Raw genomic sequence first — 18,655 nt, 5'->3', positions numbered from 1 at the left:
ATCGTAACGAGAGACGATATCAAGGGCCTGACTGAGCTGCATAAAAAAATCCGGAAACGAAGCGTTTCCGGATTCTTACACAGCCACTGGATCGTTCAACTGATCCTTAACTGATCGGCATTAGGCATTTATGCCGGTTTTAATGAATTGCTGAATGCTTACAGAATTTCCAGCAGCTCGACTTCGAACACCAGGGTGCTGAATGGCGGGATGGATGCGCCAGCACCGCGTTCGCCGTAGGCGAGGTTTTGTGGAATCACTAATTCCCACTTAGAACCCACTGGCATCAGGGTCAGCGCTTCAATCCAGCCAGCGATTACGCCGCTTACCGGGAATTCAGCCGGTTCGCCACGTGCCACTGAGCTATCAAACACTGTACCGTCGATCAGCTTGCCAGTGTAGTGCACACGAACACGATCCTGACGCGATGGGATTGGGCCATCGCCTTGAGTGATCACGCTGAACTGCAGACCAGATTCAGTGCTGCTCACGCCTTCACGCTGCGCATTCTGCTCCAGGAATTTATGGCCTTCAGCCGCCATGGCTTCCACACGCTCACGGCGAACGCCTTCTGCACGTTCGTGCACTTCACGCAGCGCGCGATGTACCACATCAACAGGCACAGCCGGTGAGTTCCCTTCCAGCGCATCGCGCAGACCTGCGAGCAGTGCTTCCGGCTGCAGACCCTGCAGTCCAGATTCCTGCAGCTGCTGGCCGACCTGTAAACCGATACCGTAACTTGCTTGTGATTCGACGCTGTCGAATGAAGGGGTGGTCATCTTGATTCCTTAATCCCGGAGAAAATAGAAACGGCAGCATAACAGCGCAGGCGGCTGGCGTAAAATCTGCAGCGCCGCAGATGACATTTCTCAGCGAAAGAGAAACAATACGCAGGTCAAATTTTTCAATGCTGGCAGGCACTTCGTGCCCGCATTGCCCATACTATAGCTGTGGCAACGTTTTCGTCGTACAGCGCTAAGAAAGAGAGAATACATGGGCCAGATTGCCCCACGACGCCGCAGGACGCGCGCACCGCGTGCTTTTACTTTATCGAGGTTGCAACGTTGGCTGCCGCAATTTCCGCGCAAGGCCGCCAGCGAGGAGGATTCACGAATGGCTTCTGATACCCCTTCCCGCGTTCCCGCCCTGCTGCTGCGCGTCTGGCATCTGCTGGATGATGTGCGCTGGATGAACCCACTGCCGGCCTTCCATCGCCGTGGCATTGTGATTGCCTTGCTGGTTCTGCTATTAGCGTTTCTGTGGCCGAGCAGTACGCCGCAATATCCGATTGAGCGCCCGGCAGATAACAGCAGCAAAGAGGTGCCGTTACAGGCAGAGATTTACGATAACAAGCAGCCGCAGAACACCCAACCGAAAACCGATTCTCAGGGTGAGTGGCACAACTATACGGTGGCATCAGGTCAGACGCTGGCACAGTTGTTCCGCGACAATAATCTGCCGGTGAATGATGTGTTCGCGATGGCACGCGTCGAGGGTGACGATCAGCCGCTTAGCGCATTGAAGAATGGCCAGCAGGTGAAGGTTCGTCAGAACGCGCAAGGCGTGGTGACAGGATTAACGGTGGATGGCAGCAACGGCCCGGTGTTATTTACTCGCCAGCCAGACGGCAGCTTTATCCGCGCTCAGTAAATCGCAGATACAAAAACGCCGGCACATTGCCGGCGTTTTCGCGTTACCGAGTAAAAAATTACTCAGCCACTACATTCACAACCAGTTTAGCGAATACTTCGCTATGAACCTGGAAGTCAACTTCGTGCTCACCGGTAGAACGCAGAACGCCGTTTGGCAGACGCACTTCGCTCTTAGCCACTTCAACGCCAGCTGCAGTTACTGCATCAGCGATGTCGCGGGTACCGATTGAACCGAACAGTTTACCTTCGTCGCCTGATTTAGACGCGATGGTAACGGTGCCCAGTGCATTAATTTTCTCTGCACGTGCGTTAGCAGCAGCCAGAACGTCAGCCAGTTTGGCTTCCAGTTCAGCGCGACGCGCTTCGAAGAACTCAACGTTTTTCTTGGTAGCAGGAACAGCTTTGCCCTGTGGAACCAGGAAGTTACGAGCGTAGCCCGCTTTAACGTTAACCTGATCACCCAGGCTGCCCAGGTTTGCTACTTTATCAAGCAGAATAACTTGCATTACCTTATCCTCTTAAAGTCGTTAATGGACAACTACCAATTACTGATGACGATCAGTGTATGGCAGCAGGGACAGGTAGCGAGCGCGCTTGATGCAACGAGCGAGCTGACGCTGGTATTTTGCACGAGTACCGGTGATACGGCTCGGGACAATTTTACCGCTTTCGGTAATGTAGTTTTTCAGTGTAGCGATGTCTTTGTAATCAATCTCTACAACGCCTTCCGCGGTGAAACGGCAGAATTTGCGACGACGGAAATAACGTGCCATTTGGCTAGTCTCCAGAATCTATCAATTCAATCTGCTCGGCATGTAACACCATTCTGCTCTGACCATTGCGTGCCTGATGGCAGCTAATGAAACCTTCGAGAACGAGTTGCGTACCGACCGTTATATGTTGAGTAATCACCTGATGGGTGCTGCCGCTGATAATCACCGGCATCTGACACCAGGCTTGCCGGTGAAAACCGGCTTCCTCCTGCACAGAACGGTGCTCAAGCACGAACTGGCAGTGAGGAATCCCTGACGGACTGACTTTTCGAACTGGCGTCTTGCACACAGTGCCTGACAGGCGCAGTCGATTTGCCGTCATGTCGGATTACTCTTCAGAATCCCCAGCATCTGAGTCATCTGATGATTCGTTAGCGAAGTCTTCGCGACGATCACGACGCTCATCTTTCGCTTTAACCATCGGAGATGCTTCAGTTACCGCGTGCTTAACGCGCATAACCATGCTGCGGATAACGGCGTCGTTGAAGCGGAAGTTAGTTTCCAGCTCGTCAATCACTTCCTGCGGTGCTTCTACGTTCAGCAGAACATAGTGAGCTTTGTGCAGTTTGTTGATTGGGTAAGCCAGCTGACGGCGGCCCCAGTCTTCCAGACGGTGAATCGTGCCCTGTGCACCGGTGATAGCACCAGTGTAACGCTCGATCATACCTGGAACCTGTTCGCTCTGGTCAGGATGGACCATAAATACGATTTCGTAATGACGCATCGATAGCTCCTTACGGATTATTCAGCCTCCTGTCGGGGTCAGCTGCGGCCCATGGAAGCAAGGAACGTTATAGGTTGTGAATCATTTAAATGAAACACACCTCTGAGTGCAGCTGAAAAATTGACGCGTAATCATACTGGCGTCCCCCTGGAAACTCAAGCGCACAATTCATCAAATCACTTGGGCCATGCCAGTTAAGCGCACCTTTTGTGCTAAGGATTAAGATTCAGCAGGTTAGCGAAGGTTTGTTCAAAATTGCTGATGGAGGCGTTCAACAGGGCGGTCTGGCATCAATGTGGCGAAGAACTAAACTATTTACAGGCGCAACGGTTTGGCTTATTCGCGGCGTCTGAGAGTGCAATCCCTGAAGTGAGGAGTCGAATATGAAAACCATCATTTTCGCCACTTTACTGGGTCTCTTCCTGTCTCCACCCGCTTTCGCCAGCTCCGCTGACTACGCGCAGCAGATGAGAAGTAACAGCAGCAATGCGGCTTCAGGCTATGTCTATGTCAACCGGCTGGATGCGCCTGGCAGTAACCCAGTCAGTGCGAATACCAGTGCAGCAGATCGTCTGTCTTCACAACTGTAAATCGGATGACGTAACGGGCTGGCTCACTTTGCCAGCCCGAGTTGTTTCTACAGCTGATGTTTGAAAAAACTCACCAGTGCAGTCAGGGCTGAAGGCGTGATTTTGTGGCCGATGTGCTTTTCCGACAGGTAAGTCATTTTTTCATTCAACGCGGCTTCACGCAGCGCTTTCTCCAGCCGGACGGTTTCAGTGAACGGCACCACTTCATCGGCTTCACCGTGCCATAACAGCAGCGGGCGATTGGCCAGCTTATCCAACTGCTGGCTGGGATCGTAAGGTGCCAGCGGCGCGAGGCGAGCAGCAAAGGCCTCTTTCTGCTCTGGCGTGCGCGCCACCAGCGGTGGGAACAGCGTATGGCTGAGCTGCATAAAGTAACCGGAGCCCATCATACAAGCGACGCTATGAATCTGCGGATAGCGCACCATCGCGCCCAACGCGGTCATGCCGCCCATCGAAGCACCAGCCACTGCAAAGCGCTCATCGGCAATCAAATCTTTCTCACGCAGTGCCGCTTCTAACTGTGGTACTTCGTCGATGTTCTGTTTAAGGATCTCCCAGAAGTGCGTCATACGCGCTTCGGTATCGCCGTTGTAGCGCGCGCCGTGCATGTCGGCATCCGGCATCACGACGCGAAACCCAGCCTGCGCCAGCGCCACCGCGAAGTAGCTGTACACTTCTTTGGATGAGGTAAAGCCGTGATAAAACAGGATGGTGGGTAACCGTGCCTGCCGCTGCCCGGCAGGAGCCGCATGAATACACTCAATACCTGCCAGGTTTTCCGTTGCCAACTCAATCATACCGCCTCCGTTGAGAATGATTATCACCCGTCACAGTGTAAGCGCTGAGCGACAAAACGCGAGCGACTTCACATTTAATCAGAATAATTTCTGTACTAAACCTTTTGCCGCATTTGCCGTTGATCTTGTACCCCTCCAATAGTCTTGAAATAGGTACTTTATGAAGCGTCTCTCTCTCAGCGCCATGGGTCTCGGCATTAAACTGTCTGTATTGACGTCTTTAAGCGTGGCGATTGTGCTGTTTACCCTGACCCTAACCCTGAGTCATAACGCGGCCCGTCAACTGGAGCAGCTGGCGACTGACGATATGCAGAATCAGGTGCTGGGCATTAATGAAATGGCCACCATGTTTAACGCCACGTTGTCTGAAGAAGTGGCGAACTACACCAAACTTTTCCAGAGCTTCCTGCCCAAGCGCTTTAGTCGTGATGAGAACGATCGCATTCAGGTCGGCGAATTCAGCACGCCTACGCTGCGCGCCGGGCTGAAAACCCTCAACCTCGATCAAATCGCGGTGGATGATTTTCTCGATCGCACCGGTGCGGTGTCGACCATCTTTGTGCGTGACGGTGAAGACTATGTTCGTATCGCCACCTCGCTGAAAAAAGAGGATGGCAATCGTGCCATTGGCACCAGACTTGACCGGAGCAGCGCAGCCTGGCGTAGCGTTAATCAGGGCGAAGTTTATCGCGGACTGGCCACGCTATTTGGCCATCGTTATATCACCCAGTATCAGCCGGTGCAGGATGAGAGCGGCGCGGTGATCGCCATTCTGTTCGTTGGCGTACAGATCGATACGCAATACGCCCTGATGCGCGACAAAGTGCTGGCACGCCATCTCGGCGACAGTGGCAACTTCTTTGTGTTGAACGGTGCCGCCGGCAGCACGCAGGGACAGTATCTGTTTGATCGTCAATCAGAAGGCAAATTGCCGCGTTGGGATCAGACCGTCCAGCAGCAACTGTTAACCCAGCCAAAAGGATTAATGAGTATTGAGCTCGACGGCGAGACTAAGTTACTGGCGTGGCAGCAACTGCCGGGCTGGAACTGGATTATTGCCGGAGAAGTGAGTCGCGCCAGCCTGCTGGCCCCGATTACCCAGAGCCGTAACCTGTTTATCGTCATTGGCTTTGCACTGGTGATCGCTTTCGCCGTGGGTTTTATCTGGTACAGCCGCCGCGCTATTACGCGTCCGTTGCAGCAGGTGATTCATCTGGCGGAGCAATATGCAGCCGGGAATTTGCAGGCGCATCTGGATTCCACCCGTCGTGACGAAATCGGCCAACTGGTAGCGGCGATTAACGGCATCGGCGATGGGCTGGAAAAAGTGGTGAGTCAGGTTCGCTATGCGGCACGCGATATCAGTCGTGGCACTGACACTATCGCCGCCAGCAGCTCCAGCATCAGTGAACAGATCAGCCGCCAGGCGAGTAGCGTGGAAGAGACCTCTGCCAGCATGGAGCAGTTTGGTGCCACCGTGGCGCAAACCGCGGCCAACGTGCGTCAGGCGATGGCGCTGGTCGGTGAAGCGGCCAACACCGTTGATCAAGGCGGCAGTACGGTGGCACGCTCGGTCGAAACTATGGCGGAGATCCGCGTGGCTTCACAGAGCATCGCCGATATCACCCATGTGATTGAATCGATCGCTTTCCAGACCAATATTCTGGCACTTAACGCGGCGGTGGAAGCGGCGCGTGCCGGTGAGCACGGCAAAGGCTTTGCCGTGGTGGCAGCGGAAGTGCGTGCGCTGGCGCAGCGCAGTGCCAATGCGGCTAAAGAGATCGATAACTTGATCGCCACTTCCATCGATAAGGTGGCGGCTGGCCATACGCTGTCGGAGCAAACGCGCGATGCAATGCAGCATATCGTCAGCCATATTGAGCAGGTGAAAACGCTGATGGGCGAGATCAATATCGCTGCGCAAGAGCAGGCAGCGGGCATTGGTCAGGTGAATCTGGCAATGAATCACATTGGCCAGGCCACGCATCAAAGCAGCGATATGATCACCCAATCGGAAACCACCGCGCAGACGCTAAGCCAGCAAGGTCATCATTTGACGCAGCTAGTGAGTGTTTTTCATCTGAAAGACTGATGTGAACGGGGAAGATGGCCTAAACTGGAGCCATCTTCCTTTTCAGGAGCGTGTTATGCATCGCTTTTTACTGGTGTTGAGCCTATTACTAGCCGGATGTGCTGCGTTTAAAACCACGCCGGAAGCCCCACCGCCGCCCACCAGCCACGCGCAGGAGATTAGTCGTGCGCAAAGTTATGGCTTGCGCAAGCTGGGCAATATTACGGTCTCTACCCGTGGTTCACCGGATGATGCCCAGCGCGCACTGGCCGCACGCGCGAATCAGGCGGGTGCGGTTTACTATCAAATCCTGATGCTGGATGAAACCACGCTGCCCGGTTTTTGGTACGGCACTGCGATTCTCTATGGTGCGCCTTCAGCCAGCGCTGGCGCGCAACAGTAAGCGTGTGCAGAGGTCGTCACTCAACGAACGTCGCCCCCGCATATCCAGGTGTTGATCGCACCAGCCATCAGCCAACGGCGGTTCTGCCACTTTTAATAGAATCGCCGCGCTCGCCAGTTGTAACAGTTCCTGCGTCACCTCACGTGCCATACCTTCCCGCACATGGTTGAGCTGCAGCCTTAACTGGCGCCAGCGACGATCAAAGTGGCGATTGCTGCCTTTTACCGCTTCAAATTCATCGTTGAGCATGGTCATGACGTCCGCCTGGCGACCCAGCACGCGCAGCACGTCGAGGCACATCACGTTGCCAGAACCCTCCCAGATGCTATTGACCGGCATCTCACGGTACAGACGCGGCAGTTCACTCTCTTCGCAGTAGCCGATGCCGCCCAGCACTTCCATCGATTCAGCCACAAACGGCATGCCCGCTTTGCAGATGCCAAACTTGGCGGCGGGGGTGAACAGTCGTGCGTACAAACGCTCGTGCTCGCTGGCGGGGGTGGACCATGCGCGCGCTAATCGCATCAGCAGCGCGGTTTGCCCTTCCAGCTGCAAGGCCTGCTGCGCCAGCACGGTGCGCATTAATGGCTGATCGCTAAGGTTTTTGCCCATCACCTGACGCTGCTGCGCGTGATGCAGGGCAATCGACAAAGCGCGGCGCATTAAGCCATGGCTGCCCAAGGCGCAATCAAAGCGCGTCATGCCGCCCATTTTCAGGATCAGCCGCACGCCATCGCCCTCTTCGCCCATCAACCAGCCAATCGCATCCTGAAATTCCACTTCGGCGCTGGCATTAGAGCGGTTGCCGAGCTTGTCCTTCAGGCGCTCGATGCGAATCGCGTTGCGCGTGCCATCAGGCAGCAGACGCGGCAGAAAGAAACAGCTCAGCCCTTGCGAAGTCTGCGCCAGAATGAGATGCGCATCGCTTTGCGGCACGGAGAAAAACCATTTGTGGCCGGTGATGCGATAAGGTTCGCCTGTGCCGTGCACACCAATCGGTTCCGCGCGCGTGCTGTTGCTGAGCACATCGGTTCCGCCCTGCTTCTCGGTCATGCCCATGCCAATCAACAGGCCGCGCTTTTTGTTGCCCGGCTGGTGATGCGCATCGTAGCGATCGCTCAGCAGCGTTTCGCGCCAATCCGCGTAGGCTTCCGGCAGATGATTTTGCAGTAGCGGAATGGCGGCATGCGTCATGGTGACCGGGCAGAGTGAACCCGCTTCGACCTGAGCATGCAAAATAAAGCGCGCGGCACGCGCCACCATCGCATTAGGCTGAACATCGGGCTGCCAGCTGAGGTTGTGCAGGCGGCTGGCACATAATCCCTGCATTAGCAGATGCCAGGCCGGGTGAAAGCGCACCTCGTCCAGCCGCTCACCGCGTGCGTCGTAGCGCTGCAGTTCCGGCGGTTGGGTATTCGCCAGCCGGCCTAACTCCAGCGATTCGGCGCTGCCCAGTTGCAATCCGACAGAGGCCAGCCATTCGCGGTCCCAGCCAGCACCCTCACGTGCCACGGCCTCGCACAAAGCGATATCGCGGGTGAATAAATTGCTGTTACTGAGAGGATGGGGCTGATTGAAAACGCTGTGGGTTGTCCAGGTCATAATGTGGCATCTCCCTCATAAAACGCATGGTTCAAGTATGAGGGGGATGTGCAGTTATGCCTGGCTCAGAAACACTTTTGCGGTGGGGATCACGCCAAACGCTGACGTACCGCTTCGAACAGGCAGACGCCGGTGGCGACAGAGACGTTCAGTGAAGAGACGCTGCCCGCCATTGGGATGCTGATCAGCTCATCACAGTGTTCACGGGTCAGACGACGCATGCCTTCGCCTTCCGCGCCCATCACCAGCGCCATCGGGCCAGTCATTTTGCTCTGGTAAACGGTGTGATCGGCTTCACCTGCGGTGCCAACCACCCAGATGTTGTACTCCTGCAGTAAACGCAGGGTACGTGCCAGGTTGGTGACGCGAATCAATGGCACGTTCTCTGCTGCACCACTGGCGACTTTTTTCGCGGTGGCATTCAGCGGGGCGGCACGATCTTTCGGCACGATGACGGCATGCACGCCCGCCGCATCGGCGCTACGCAGGCAGGCACCGAGGTTATGCGGATCGGTAACGCCATCCAGTACCAGCAGGAACGGTTTTTCCAGGCTTTGCAGCAGATCAGGCAGATCGCCTTCCTGATAGTTTTTACCCTGTTTAACGCGTGCCACGATGCCCTGATGCACACCGCCTTCCACCTGGCTGTCGAGCCATTGGCGGTTGGCCACCTGAACCACAATTCCCTGAGCTTCCAGTGCGGCAATCAGCGGCTGCAGGCGACGATCGTCACGGCCTTTGAGAATAAAGACTTCCTGGAAACGCTGAGGATCACGTTCCAGCAGCGCCTGCACGGCATGAATACCAAAAATTATTTCACTCATTTGTTTGCTCAAGGTTGGATGTATCGATTTGAAAATTTGAGTATTAATTTCGATGCGCATAACTGCGCACCCTACAAAACGCGCTGATTTAACGTACGCTCGTCGTCACAACACGCTGAACTAACTTAACGTCGCCATCACGACGCGCTTATCCATAATCTGTCGTGCGGGCGCCATCACAGCACGCTGGCCTAACTTTAGGGCGCCGTTTAAGGCGACCCCAGCTTCAAAGTGCGATCAGGTTTTCAGGCTTCGCGAGCCAACCCTCAAGCTTCGTTAGGTTTCTTCTTCGCCCCGCGCTTGGCCTTGGTGGCGGCGGCGATTTTACGGGTTTTCTCAGAGATTTTTTTGCCTTTTTTCTCAGTTTTTGCCGATTTTTCAGCAGGCGCATGCTTCTTCTTCTCGCTGCGGAACGCTGAATCTGGCTCGAAGGTGCCCTTTTTACCCGCATCACGACGACGTCTTGCGGGCGGCTTGCCGCCGCGCTTCTCACGTTCGCGCTCGGTTTTACCCTCGCCGCGCGGTACGCGCTTGCTGGAGATGAGCGCAAAGTCGATTTTGCGCTCATCCATGTGCACCGCTTCCACACGCACTTCCACCGTATCGCCTAAACGATAAGTACGGCCACCAGATTCGCCAATCAGACGCTGACCAATTGGATCGAAACGGTAGTAATCGTTGTCCAGCGAAGAGACGTGCACCAGGCCATCGATAAACAGATCGTTGAGACGCACAAAGAAGCCAAAACCGGTCACGCTGGAGATTACGCCGCTAAACACGTTGCCAACCTGATCCTGCATGAAGTCACATTTCAGCCAGTCCGCGACATCACGCGTGGCTTCATCAGCACGGCGTTCGGTCATCGAACAGTGCTGACCGAGCTGCAACATTTGCTGCATATCGTAGTGATAGCCGCCATTTGGCGTGGTGTTACCTTTCAGCGTGCCCTGCTCTTTCGCCAGCAGGTATTTGATCGCGCGGTGTAGCAGCAGATCAGGGTAACGGCGAATCGGTGAGGTGAAGTGCGCATAGGACTGCAACGCCAGGCCAAAGTGACCACGGTTTTCAGGATCGTACACCGCTTGCTTCATTGAGCGCAGCAACATGGTTTGCAGCATTTCTGCATCGGGGCGATCGGCTACTTGCTTGAGCAATTCGGCATAGTCGACAGGCTGCGGTCTCGCGCCACCTGGCAGGCTCAAGCCCAGCTCATTCAATACGGTGCGGAAGCTTTTGATGCTATCTTCGGTTGGACGATCGTGATCGCGGAACAGTGACGGTTCCTGATGCTTCTCAACATAACGCGCCGAGGCGATGTTGGCGAGAATCATGCACTCTTCGATCAGCTTGTGCGCATCGTTACGCACGGTACGTTCAACGCGATCAATACGACGCTCCGCATTGAAGATAAATTTGGCCTCTTCAGTTTCGAAGGAGATGCCGCCACGCTGCTCACGTGCGGTTTCCAACTCCTGATACATGTGATGCAGCTCTTCAAGGTGTTTCACCTGCGCGGCATACTGCTCACGCAGTTCGGTATCACCCTGCAGAATGTTCCACACTTTGGTGTAAGTCAGACGCGCATGGGAATTCATCACCGCTTCGTAGTGCTTATAGCCAGTGAGCTTGCCGCTGGAAGAGATGGTCATCTCGCATACCATGCAGAGGCGATCAACCTGCGGGTTCAGCGAGCACAAACCGTTGGAGAGGATCTCCGGCAGCATCGGCACCACTTGTGACGGGAAGTAAACCGACGTGCCGCGCTGATGCGCTTCGTTATCTAACGCTGTGCCTGGGCGCACGTAATAACTGACGTCAGCAATCGCCACCCATAGACGCCAGCCACCACCGCGCTTTTTCTCACAGTAGACGGCATCGTCAAAGTCACGCGCATCTTCACCATCAATGGTAACGAGCGGTAATTCACGCAGATCGACGCGGCCTTTTTTTGCCTCCTCTGGCACCTGCTCTTTCAGTTTCGAAATCTCTTTCTCAACTTCTTCCGGCCAGGTATGTGGGATCTCGTGGGTGCGCAGCGCCATATCGACCGCAAGACCGGTGCCCATGTTATCGCCGAGAATCTCGGTGACCTTACCAATGGCTTTGGTGCGACGGGTTGAGCGCTGGACGATCTCTACAACCACCACCGAGCCCATGCGCGCGCCCTGGGTTTCTTCCTGCGGAATCAGGATGTCGAAGCTCAGGCGGCTGTCATCCGGCACCACAAATCCAGTACCGGCATCGGTAAAGTAACGGCCAACGATTTGGCTGTTACGGGGTTCCAGCACGCGCACCACGCGCGCTTCACGGCGACCTTTACGGTCTGCACTACCCGGCTGGGCCAGAATCACATCACCGTGCAGGCAAAATTTCATCTGCTCAGCAGAGAGATAGAAATCATCTTTCTGGCCTTCGACGCGCAGGAAGCCATAGCCATCACGATGGCCAATCACTTTGCCGCGCAGTAAGTCGAGGCGTTCTGGCAGGGCGTAACATTGACGACGGGTAAACACCAGCTGACCGTCACGCTCCATGGCGCGCAGACGACGGCGCAGCGCTTCGAGCTGCTCTTCGCTGGTGATATTCAATTCCTGGGCAATTTCATCGCGATTGATGGGTTTCTCACGCTTTTCTAACAGCGCCAGAATAAATTCGCGGCTTGGAATGGGGTTGTCGTACTTTTCTGCTTCTCTATCCTGATAAGGATCTTTTGACATTACGGTTCCTCCGATGTCATTTAATTTGGATTGCCACCGGCGGTTCGGACAATAAAATTTGGTACAGTGAATCGTTATCTTTGACCAGATCGGCCAACGTATAGTTATCCAACTCTTTGAGGAATATCTGGACCGCATCGTGCAGCGCCTTGCGCAGACGACAGGCCGGTGTGATGGCACACTCCTCACAGTTCACCAGCTGCAAAGGCTCCATTTTTCTCACTACCTGACCAATGACGATTTTTTCCGGGTCCATGCCTAAACGAATTCCGCCGTTTTTACCGCGTGTCGCGGCGACAAAGCCAGCCCGGCTGAGTTGGTTGATGATTTTAACCATATGGTTACGCGACACCCCGTAGGTATCGGTGACTTCGGTAATGTTGGTCTGCTTACCTTCCGGCAACGTCGCCATGTAAATCAGCGCACGCAGACCATAATCGGTGAAACTCGTTAGCTGCACATATACCTCGGTGAATCATCGGGCGTTAGGGTTATGCGCCGGTCGGCGTGGTATTTAAGTATGATGATAAACCAGAGCGTGGAAGCCGGTGCGTTTTTTCTTAAGCAAGTATCGATAATTGCAAGAAAAAAGAGAGTGAGCGGAGTCAAAGAGCGGATAAACAAAGGCCGGACAGTGTCCGGCCATGTCAGATTATGCGTCGAACGGGTCGCGCAGAATCATGGTCTCACTACGGTCCGGGCCAGTTGAAATAATATCAATCGGCACACCGGTCACTTCTTCTACACGCTTGATGTAGTCACGCGCGGCCTGTGGCAGACCTTCCAGCGTTTTCACACCAAAGGTGGTTTCGCTCCAGCCAGGCATGGTTTCGTAGATTGGCTCAATACCTTCCCAACCTTCCGCAGCCAGTGGCGTGGTGGTCATCTCGCGGCCATCCGGCATGCGATAAGCCACACAGATTTTCACTTCTTTCAGGCCATCCAGCACGTCCAGTTTGGTCATGCAGAAACCTGACAGGGAGTTGATCTGTACTGCGCGACGAACGGCAACCGCATCCAGCCAGCCGGTACGACGACGACGACCGGTGGTCGCGCCAAATTCGTGGCCCTGTGCACACAGGAACTCGCCAGTTTCGTCAAACAGTTCGGTAGGGAATGGACCCGCACCAACACGCGTTGAGTAAGCTTTAACGATACCCAGCACGTAATCAACATAACGTGGGCCAATACCGGAGCCCGTCGCCACGCCACCTGCGGTGGTGTTAGACGAGGTCACATACGGATAAGTACCGTGGTCGATATCCAGCAGCGTACCCTGTGCGCCTTCGAACATGATCAGATCGCCACGCTTGCGCGCACCGTCCAACAGGTCAGAAACGTCAACCACCATGCTGGTCAGAATGTCAGCCACAGCCAACGTATCGCTCAGCACTTTTTCGTAGTCAACCGCATCAGTTTTGTAGTAGTTAACCAGTTGGAAGTTGTAGAAATCGACGATTTCTTTCAGCTTAACGGCGAAGGTTTCTTTGTTGAAGAGGTCGCTCACGCGAAGACCGCGACGTGCAACTTTATCTTCGTAAGCTGGACCGATACCACGACCGGTGGTACCAATCGCTTTGGCGCCACGCGCTTTTTCGCGCGCCACGTCCATCGCGACGTGATATTGCAGAATCAGTGGACATGCTTCAGAGATCAGCAGACGTTCACGTACCGGCACACCGCGCTCTTCCAGACCTTTCATCTCTTTCATCAGCGCTTCAGGCGACAATACAACACCATTACCAATGATGCTGGTCACGTTATCACGCAGGATGCCAGATGGAATTAAGTGGAGGACGGTTTTTTCACCGTTGATGACAAGTGTATGGCCTGCATTGTGGCCACCCTGGTAACGCACAACGAAATTCGCGCGTTCAGTCAGAAGGTCTACGATCTTACCTTTACCTTCGTCACCCCATTGGGTGCCCAGTACGACGACGTTCTTACCCATTTTTTCAAAATCACCGATTGCTTAAAAATGGATTCTACCATCGGTTTTGCTCACTTTCAGCACTTTTAGCATACGATTGCGCGGTTTTTTGCCCGCGTTTTGATCAATACAACATGTTGGGGGAAACATCGACTGCAAGACACAATTTAGCCGTGCGTTATCGCTCAAATTTAACGCTAAGCGCTCGCATGCACGCTCAGCATGTAATAAATCACCACGCCCGCTACCACTAATCCACCACCAAAACGATGCAGGATGCGATCGGGCAACTGCGCCATAGACAGAATCATGCGGCGCCAGATACGCGGCAGAAACATCGGACCCAGCCCTTCCAGCACCAGAACTAATGCCAGCGCCATCCAGATGGTTGTGTTCATTCTATTTTTCCCAAAAAAAAGGCCGACAACATTGTCGGCCTCAAGGTTATATCAGTTCTTAACGCGCGGTGTTAGTCGGTGCCTTCATAAAGCGGAAGAAATCGCTATCCGGGCTCAACACCATCACATCCTGGTTATCAGAGAAGCTGTTCTCGTAAGCACGCAGGCTGCGGATAAAGGCATAGAAATCAGGATCCTGACCGAAAGCATCAGCAAACAATTTTGCTGCCTGCGCATCACCTTCACCACGTGAGATCAATGCCTGACGCTGGGCTTCAGCCAAAGTACGAGTGACCTGGTAATCCGCCTGGGCACGCAGTTTTTCTGCCTCTTCCTGACCTTGTGAACGCTGGCTACGGGCAACCGCTTCACGCTCAGCGCGCATACGGTTGTAGATAGCATCAGACACCTCCGCTGGCAGGTTGATCTGCTTGATGCGTACGTCAACCACCTGAATACCCAGTGCAGCCATACTGTTCGGATTCGGTGCTGGCTCGCTGCTGTTGGTTTCACGCTCTACGCGGGCTGCCGCGCTGGCAATCGCATCATCTGCGGCTGGCGTCTGCACTTCGTCATCACTGCCTGCGGTACCGGTGTTCAACGCATCACGCACGTCGGTGGTCAAACGACCACGTGAATCCGTCACGATGTCTTTCACATCCAGGCGACCCATCTCAGAGCGCAGACGGTCACTAAACTTACGTTTCAGCAACACTTCAGCCTGAGAAACATCACCACCGCCAGTTGCCAGGTAGTAGCGGCTAAAATCACTGATACGCCACTTGATGTAGGAATCAACGATAAGGTCTTTCTTCTCTTTGGTAACAAAGCGATCGGCCTGGTTGTCCATGGTCTGGATACGTGCATCCAGCGACTTCACAGTTTCAATGAATGGGATCTTGAAATGCAGACCCGGCTCATAAACCTGCGGCTTGTTCTCGCTATCGCGCAGAACTTTACCGAAGCGCAGCACGATACCGCGCTCACCTTCTTGCACCACAAACAGCGATGCGTACAGCGCCACCAGGACGACAATAATTACGGCAATAATTGGCTTACGCATCGATTACTCCCTCCCTGCGCGCTGGGTATCGTTGCGTAACGCATTGGCGCGACGCTGGTCCATGATGCTGCTCGGACTATAAGACGAAGAGTCATCATTGCTGGCACTGCTGCCAGACGAAGGCAGCTTCATCAAATTAGTGTTTTTCTGGCCTGCCTGGCTGCCAGAAATCTGACCACCACGCATCAGTTGATCCAGCGGCAGCACCATCAGGCTGTTACCACGGTCATTAACCAGGACTTTACGCGTATGGCTCAGCACGCGTTCCATGCTTTCGATATACAGACGCTCTTTGGTGATTTGCGGTGCGGCTTTGTATTCCGGCAGCAGTAAAGCAAAGCGTGCCACTTCACCCTGCGCTTCTAACACCGTACGCTCTTTGTAAGCGCGGGCTTCTTCCAGAATACGTTGCGCCTGACCGTTCGCACGCGGCTGCACTTCATTTGAATAGGCTTCTGCTTCACGCACGTACTGCTCGCGGTTTTCACGTGCGGCGATGGCATCGTCAAACGAGGCCTTCACTTCTTCCGGTGGACGTGCCGCCTGGAAGTTGACGTCAAGCAGGGTGATACCCATGTTGTAAGGGCGGATGGTTTCATCCAGCTCGCGTTGGGTTTCGCTACGCACCACGGTACGGCCTTCGGTGAGGATACGGTCCATGGTAGAACGACCAATCACACCGCGCAGCGCGCTGTCGGTGGCCTGACGCAGACTGTCGTCAGCGCTGGTGACCGCATACAAATATTGCTCAGGATTGGTCACGCGGTATTGCACGTTCATTTCAACGCGCACCACGTTTTCGTCCGACGTCAGCATCACGCCAGAGGCGGCCAGTTCACGCACGGCTTCAACGTTAACGGCACGCACCTGATCGATAAAGGTCGGTTTCCAGTTCAGGCCCGGCTCAACCAGATGGCTGAACTTACCAAAACGGGTCACAACGCCACGTTCTGCTTCTTTGATGGTGTAGAAACCGCTGGCAGCCCAGATGACCACTGCGGCTACGGCAACGATGCCAACCAGTTTGCCACCGCTACCGCCGCCGCGCTGGCCATTGTTGTCACTCTGTTTGCCACCGCCCAGTCCGCCGAGTTTTTTACTCAGCTTACGGAAGATATCATCCAGATCAGGAGGCCCCTGATCGCGCCCTCCCTTATTTCCCCCAGAGTTGCCGCCTTGATTATTGCTGCTTCCCCACGGGTCGCGGTCCTGTCCGTTATTTCCGGGCTGATTCCACGCCATGTTTCTACTCCATTTATTGTATTTACGTTTTTTACCCTTCCTCTTTCGAATTGCGGCCCAGAGAAATAATTGCAGCAATTTTCAACAAGTTAGGTAAAGGCGTTAGGGCAATATCAAACAATATAACTGGCTAATGACGGTTCCTGTTTGCACAAACGACGCCAGTCAACGATTGGCATTCTCACATGCATACCTACAGAACCATCATCTTCATTCCATTCTTTCTCAATCGCCTGCAGTTGGTAGAAGCGGCTGCGCAAACGGCCCGCTTCTGGCGGCAGACGTAAATCATACTGCGCAATTTCACCGGCTAAGCGTTCAGACAGCGCCTGCCAAAGTAAGGGTAGACCTTCACCGCTCTGAGCAGAAAGCCAGACGCGTGTCGGCTTATTCTCTTCATCACGATCAATACGCGGCACAAAACCGTCCAGCATGTCGATTTTATTCATAATCAACAGCGTGGGAATTTCATCCGATTCGATTTCTGCCAATACTTCATTAACGGCGTCGATGTTGTCGTTGACGCGCAAATCGGCAGCGTCAATCACGTGCAGCAAGAGCGTCGCCTGCCGTGTTTCCTGCAGTGTGGCTTTAAAGGCCGCCACTAAGTCATGCGGTAAGTGGCGAATAAACCCAACGGTATCCGCTAAAACCACCTCACCCACGTCTGCCACATTCAGGCGACGCAGTGTCGGATCGAGGGTCGCAAACAGCTGATCGGCCGCATATACATTGGCTGACGTCACCGCATTGAACAGGGTAGATTTGCCGGCGTTGGTGTATCCCACCAGCGAAACGGTCGGCACATCGGCTTTGGCGCGTGCTTGTCGGCCCTGTTCGCGCTGCTTCTCCACACGCTCAAGGCGAGAAAGGATGAGACTAATGCGATTACGCAGTAAGCGGCGGTCCGTTTCCAGCTGCGTTTCACCGGGACCACGCAAACCAATACCGCCTTTTTGGCGCTCAAGGTGCGTCCATCCACGCACCAAACGGGTTGCCATGTGGCGTAACTGCGCCAGCTCGACCTGTAATTTACCCTCATGGGTACGGGCGCGCTGAGCAAAAATATCGAGAATTAAGCCAGTGCGGTCGACAACGCGACATTCACACACTCGCTCGAGATTACGTTCCTGGGCAGGCGATAAGGCATGATCGAATAATACGACCGATGCTCCACTCGCTTTCACCGCATCGGCAATTTCAACTGCCTTTCCTTCACCGACAAAATATTTGGGATGTGGCGCTTTACGGCTGCCAGTAATCACATGCAGCGCTTCGACGCCCGCAGAAGAGACAAGAGTTTCGAACTCCTGCAAATCTTCCAGCTCTTTGTCTTGGGAGAACCAGATGTGTACCAGTACGGCCTGCTCACCGGCATCATAACGGTCAAACAAGCTATAACCTCGCTAAAATAAAATAACCAGGACGGGAAAACGCTTTCGCTCCCCAGCCCTGGCTTTACGGCAGCGCAAAATTATTCTGCGTTATCGCCGTCTTGTTGTGGCTGCGACTGAGCGCCCTGGTTGCTTCCGCTATGGTGGTAATTGCTGCTGCCACCGCTACCGCCCGGGTTGTTGCTATGGTGCGAAACCGGACGAGAAGGAACCACTGTAGAGATGGCGTGCTTGTACACCATCTGGCTAACCGTGTTTTTCAACAGAATGACGAACTGATCAAAGGATTCAATTTGTCCTTGCAGCTTAATACCATTCACCAAATAGATCGAAACCGGTACACGTTCACGACGCAATGCGTTCAAAAACGGGTCTTGTAATGATTGCCCCTTAGCCATTCTATCTTTTCCTTATATGCTTGTTGTTTGTTACTTTAAGAACCGTGGTTCAGAAAAACTGCGTAAAAATTTGCGCA

The 18,655-nt window shown here is 54.2% G+C and carries 20 protein-coding genes; 4 read left to right on the top strand and 16 right to left on the bottom strand.

What is annotated here, in order from left to right:
- Positions 1 to 158: 158 nt before the first annotated feature.
- Positions 159 to 779: a BamJ family beta-barrel-assembly machinery protein gene (gene bamJ / locus F3J37_RS26145; RefSeq protein WP_166936539.1), complete on the bottom strand. Its 621-nt coding sequence runs from the start codon at positions 777 to 779 to the stop codon at positions 159 to 161.
- 214 nt (positions 780 to 993) lie between these two features.
- Between bamJ and F3J37_RS26140 the strand changes: the two genes are divergently transcribed.
- Positions 994 to 1,650: a LysM-like peptidoglycan-binding domain-containing protein gene (locus tag F3J37_RS26140; protein WP_166936537.1), complete on the top strand. Its 657-nt coding sequence runs from the start codon at positions 994 to 996 to the stop codon at positions 1,648 to 1,650.
- A gap of 58 nt (positions 1,651 to 1,708) precedes the next feature.
- Here F3J37_RS26140 and rplI read toward each other — a convergent pair whose 3' ends face one another.
- The 4 genes from rplI to rpsF are packed head-to-tail and all read right to left on the bottom strand — an operon-like array spanning position 1,709 to position 3,149.
- Positions 1,709 to 2,158 (bottom strand): 50S ribosomal protein L9, encoded by a 450-nt coding sequence (rplI, locus tag F3J37_RS26135; protein ID WP_034829315.1) that lies wholly within the window; start codon positions 2,156 to 2,158, stop codon positions 1,709 to 1,711.
- Positions 2,159 to 2,197: 39 nt separating this feature from the next.
- Complete coding sequence (rpsR, locus tag F3J37_RS26130; protein WP_002210155.1) at positions 2,198 to 2,425, bottom strand: 30S ribosomal protein S18; 228 nt, start codon at positions 2,423 to 2,425, stop codon at positions 2,198 to 2,200.
- Between the two features lie 4 nt (positions 2,426 to 2,429).
- Positions 2,430 to 2,747: a primosomal replication protein N gene (gene priB, locus F3J37_RS26125; protein WP_034829319.1), complete on the bottom strand. Its 318-nt coding sequence runs from the start codon at positions 2,745 to 2,747 to the stop codon at positions 2,430 to 2,432.
- A 6-nt stretch (positions 2,748 to 2,753) separates the two neighbouring features.
- Positions 2,754 to 3,149, bottom strand: coding sequence for a 30S ribosomal protein S6 (gene rpsF, locus F3J37_RS26120; protein WP_034829324.1), 396 nt, complete (start codon positions 3,147 to 3,149; stop codon positions 2,754 to 2,756).
- Between the two features lie 383 nt (positions 3,150 to 3,532).
- On the opposite strand from rpsF, the gene F3J37_RS26115 reads away from it, so the two are divergent.
- On the top strand, positions 3,533 to 3,739 hold the full coding sequence (locus F3J37_RS26115; protein ID WP_034829327.1) for a hypothetical protein: 207 nt from the start codon (positions 3,533 to 3,535) through the stop codon (positions 3,737 to 3,739).
- 47 nt (positions 3,740 to 3,786) lie between these two features.
- Here the strand turns inward: F3J37_RS26115 and yjfP are convergent, their stop codons facing one another.
- On the bottom strand, positions 3,787 to 4,536 hold the full coding sequence (yjfP, locus tag F3J37_RS26110) for an esterase (protein ID WP_166936535.1): 750 nt from the start codon (positions 4,534 to 4,536) through the stop codon (positions 3,787 to 3,789).
- A 160-nt stretch (positions 4,537 to 4,696) separates the two neighbouring features.
- Here yjfP and F3J37_RS26105 point away from each other — a divergent pair, with 160 nt between their 5' ends.
- Together F3J37_RS26105 and bsmA are read left to right on the top strand one after the other, a co-directional pair.
- The gene (locus tag F3J37_RS26105) at positions 4,697 to 6,628 is read left to right on the top strand and encodes a methyl-accepting chemotaxis protein (protein WP_166936534.1); all 1,932 of its coding nucleotides are present in this window, start codon (positions 4,697 to 4,699) and stop codon (positions 6,626 to 6,628) included.
- Positions 6,629 to 6,683: 55 nt separating this feature from the next.
- The gene (gene bsmA, locus F3J37_RS26100) at positions 6,684 to 7,010 is read left to right on the top strand and encodes a biofilm peroxide resistance protein BsmA (RefSeq protein WP_166936532.1); all 327 of its coding nucleotides are present in this window, start codon (positions 6,684 to 6,686) and stop codon (positions 7,008 to 7,010) included.
- Here the strand turns inward: bsmA and F3J37_RS26095 are convergent.
- From F3J37_RS26095 to hfq, 10 genes are all read right to left on the bottom strand, one after another.
- Positions 6,984 to 8,612, bottom strand: coding sequence for an isovaleryl-CoA dehydrogenase (locus F3J37_RS26095; protein WP_166936530.1), 1,629 nt, complete (start codon positions 8,610 to 8,612; stop codon positions 6,984 to 6,986). The two genes, bsmA and F3J37_RS26095, sit on opposite strands and share 27 nt — an antisense overlap.
- 89 nt (positions 8,613 to 8,701) lie before the next feature.
- Positions 8,702 to 9,436 (bottom strand): 23S rRNA (guanosine(2251)-2'-O)-methyltransferase RlmB, encoded by a 735-nt coding sequence (rlmB, locus tag F3J37_RS26090; RefSeq protein WP_034829342.1) that lies wholly within the window; start codon positions 9,434 to 9,436, stop codon positions 8,702 to 8,704.
- Between the two features lie 266 nt (positions 9,437 to 9,702).
- The gene (gene rnr, locus F3J37_RS26085; protein ID WP_166936528.1) at positions 9,703 to 12,153 is read right to left on the bottom strand and encodes a ribonuclease R; all 2,451 of its coding nucleotides are present in this window, start codon (positions 12,151 to 12,153) and stop codon (positions 9,703 to 9,705) included.
- 16 nt (positions 12,154 to 12,169) lie between these two features.
- Positions 12,170 to 12,613, bottom strand: coding sequence for a nitric oxide-sensing transcriptional repressor NsrR (gene nsrR / locus F3J37_RS26080; RefSeq protein WP_166936527.1), 444 nt, complete (start codon positions 12,611 to 12,613; stop codon positions 12,170 to 12,172).
- 192 nt (positions 12,614 to 12,805) lie between these two features.
- Positions 12,806 to 14,104, bottom strand: coding sequence for an adenylosuccinate synthase (locus F3J37_RS26075; RefSeq protein ID WP_034829348.1), 1,299 nt, complete (start codon positions 14,102 to 14,104; stop codon positions 12,806 to 12,808).
- 176 nt (positions 14,105 to 14,280) lie between these two features.
- Positions 14,281 to 14,481, bottom strand: coding sequence for a DUF2065 domain-containing protein (locus F3J37_RS26070; protein WP_034829350.1), 201 nt, complete (start codon positions 14,479 to 14,481; stop codon positions 14,281 to 14,283).
- A 58-nt stretch (positions 14,482 to 14,539) separates the two neighbouring features.
- Positions 14,540 to 15,544, bottom strand: coding sequence for a protease modulator HflC (gene hflC, locus F3J37_RS26065; protein WP_034829352.1), 1,005 nt, complete (start codon positions 15,542 to 15,544; stop codon positions 14,540 to 14,542).
- A 3-nt stretch (positions 15,545 to 15,547) separates the two neighbouring features.
- On the bottom strand, positions 15,548 to 16,786 hold the full coding sequence (hflK, locus tag F3J37_RS26060; protein WP_034829354.1) for an FtsH protease activity modulator HflK: 1,239 nt from the start codon (positions 16,784 to 16,786) through the stop codon (positions 15,548 to 15,550).
- A gap of 113 nt (positions 16,787 to 16,899) precedes the next feature.
- A complete protein-coding gene (gene hflX, locus F3J37_RS26055; protein WP_160868577.1) occupies positions 16,900 to 18,180 on the bottom strand; it encodes a ribosome rescue GTPase HflX in 1,281 nt (426 codons plus the stop codon).
- A gap of 80 nt (positions 18,181 to 18,260) precedes the next feature.
- A complete protein-coding gene (gene hfq / locus F3J37_RS26050; RefSeq protein ID WP_034829366.1) occupies positions 18,261 to 18,578 on the bottom strand; it encodes an RNA chaperone Hfq in 318 nt (105 codons plus the stop codon).
- Between the last annotated feature and the right edge of the window lie 77 nt (positions 18,579 to 18,655).

The sequence above is a fragment of the Candidatus Pantoea communis genome (genome assembly GCF_011752685.1).
Lineage (GTDB): Bacteria > Pseudomonadota > Gammaproteobacteria > Enterobacterales > Enterobacteriaceae > Pantoea > Pantoea communis.
The sequence above is the reverse complement of the archived record's forward strand: the minus strand, read 5'-3'. Positions and strand labels throughout refer to the sequence as shown.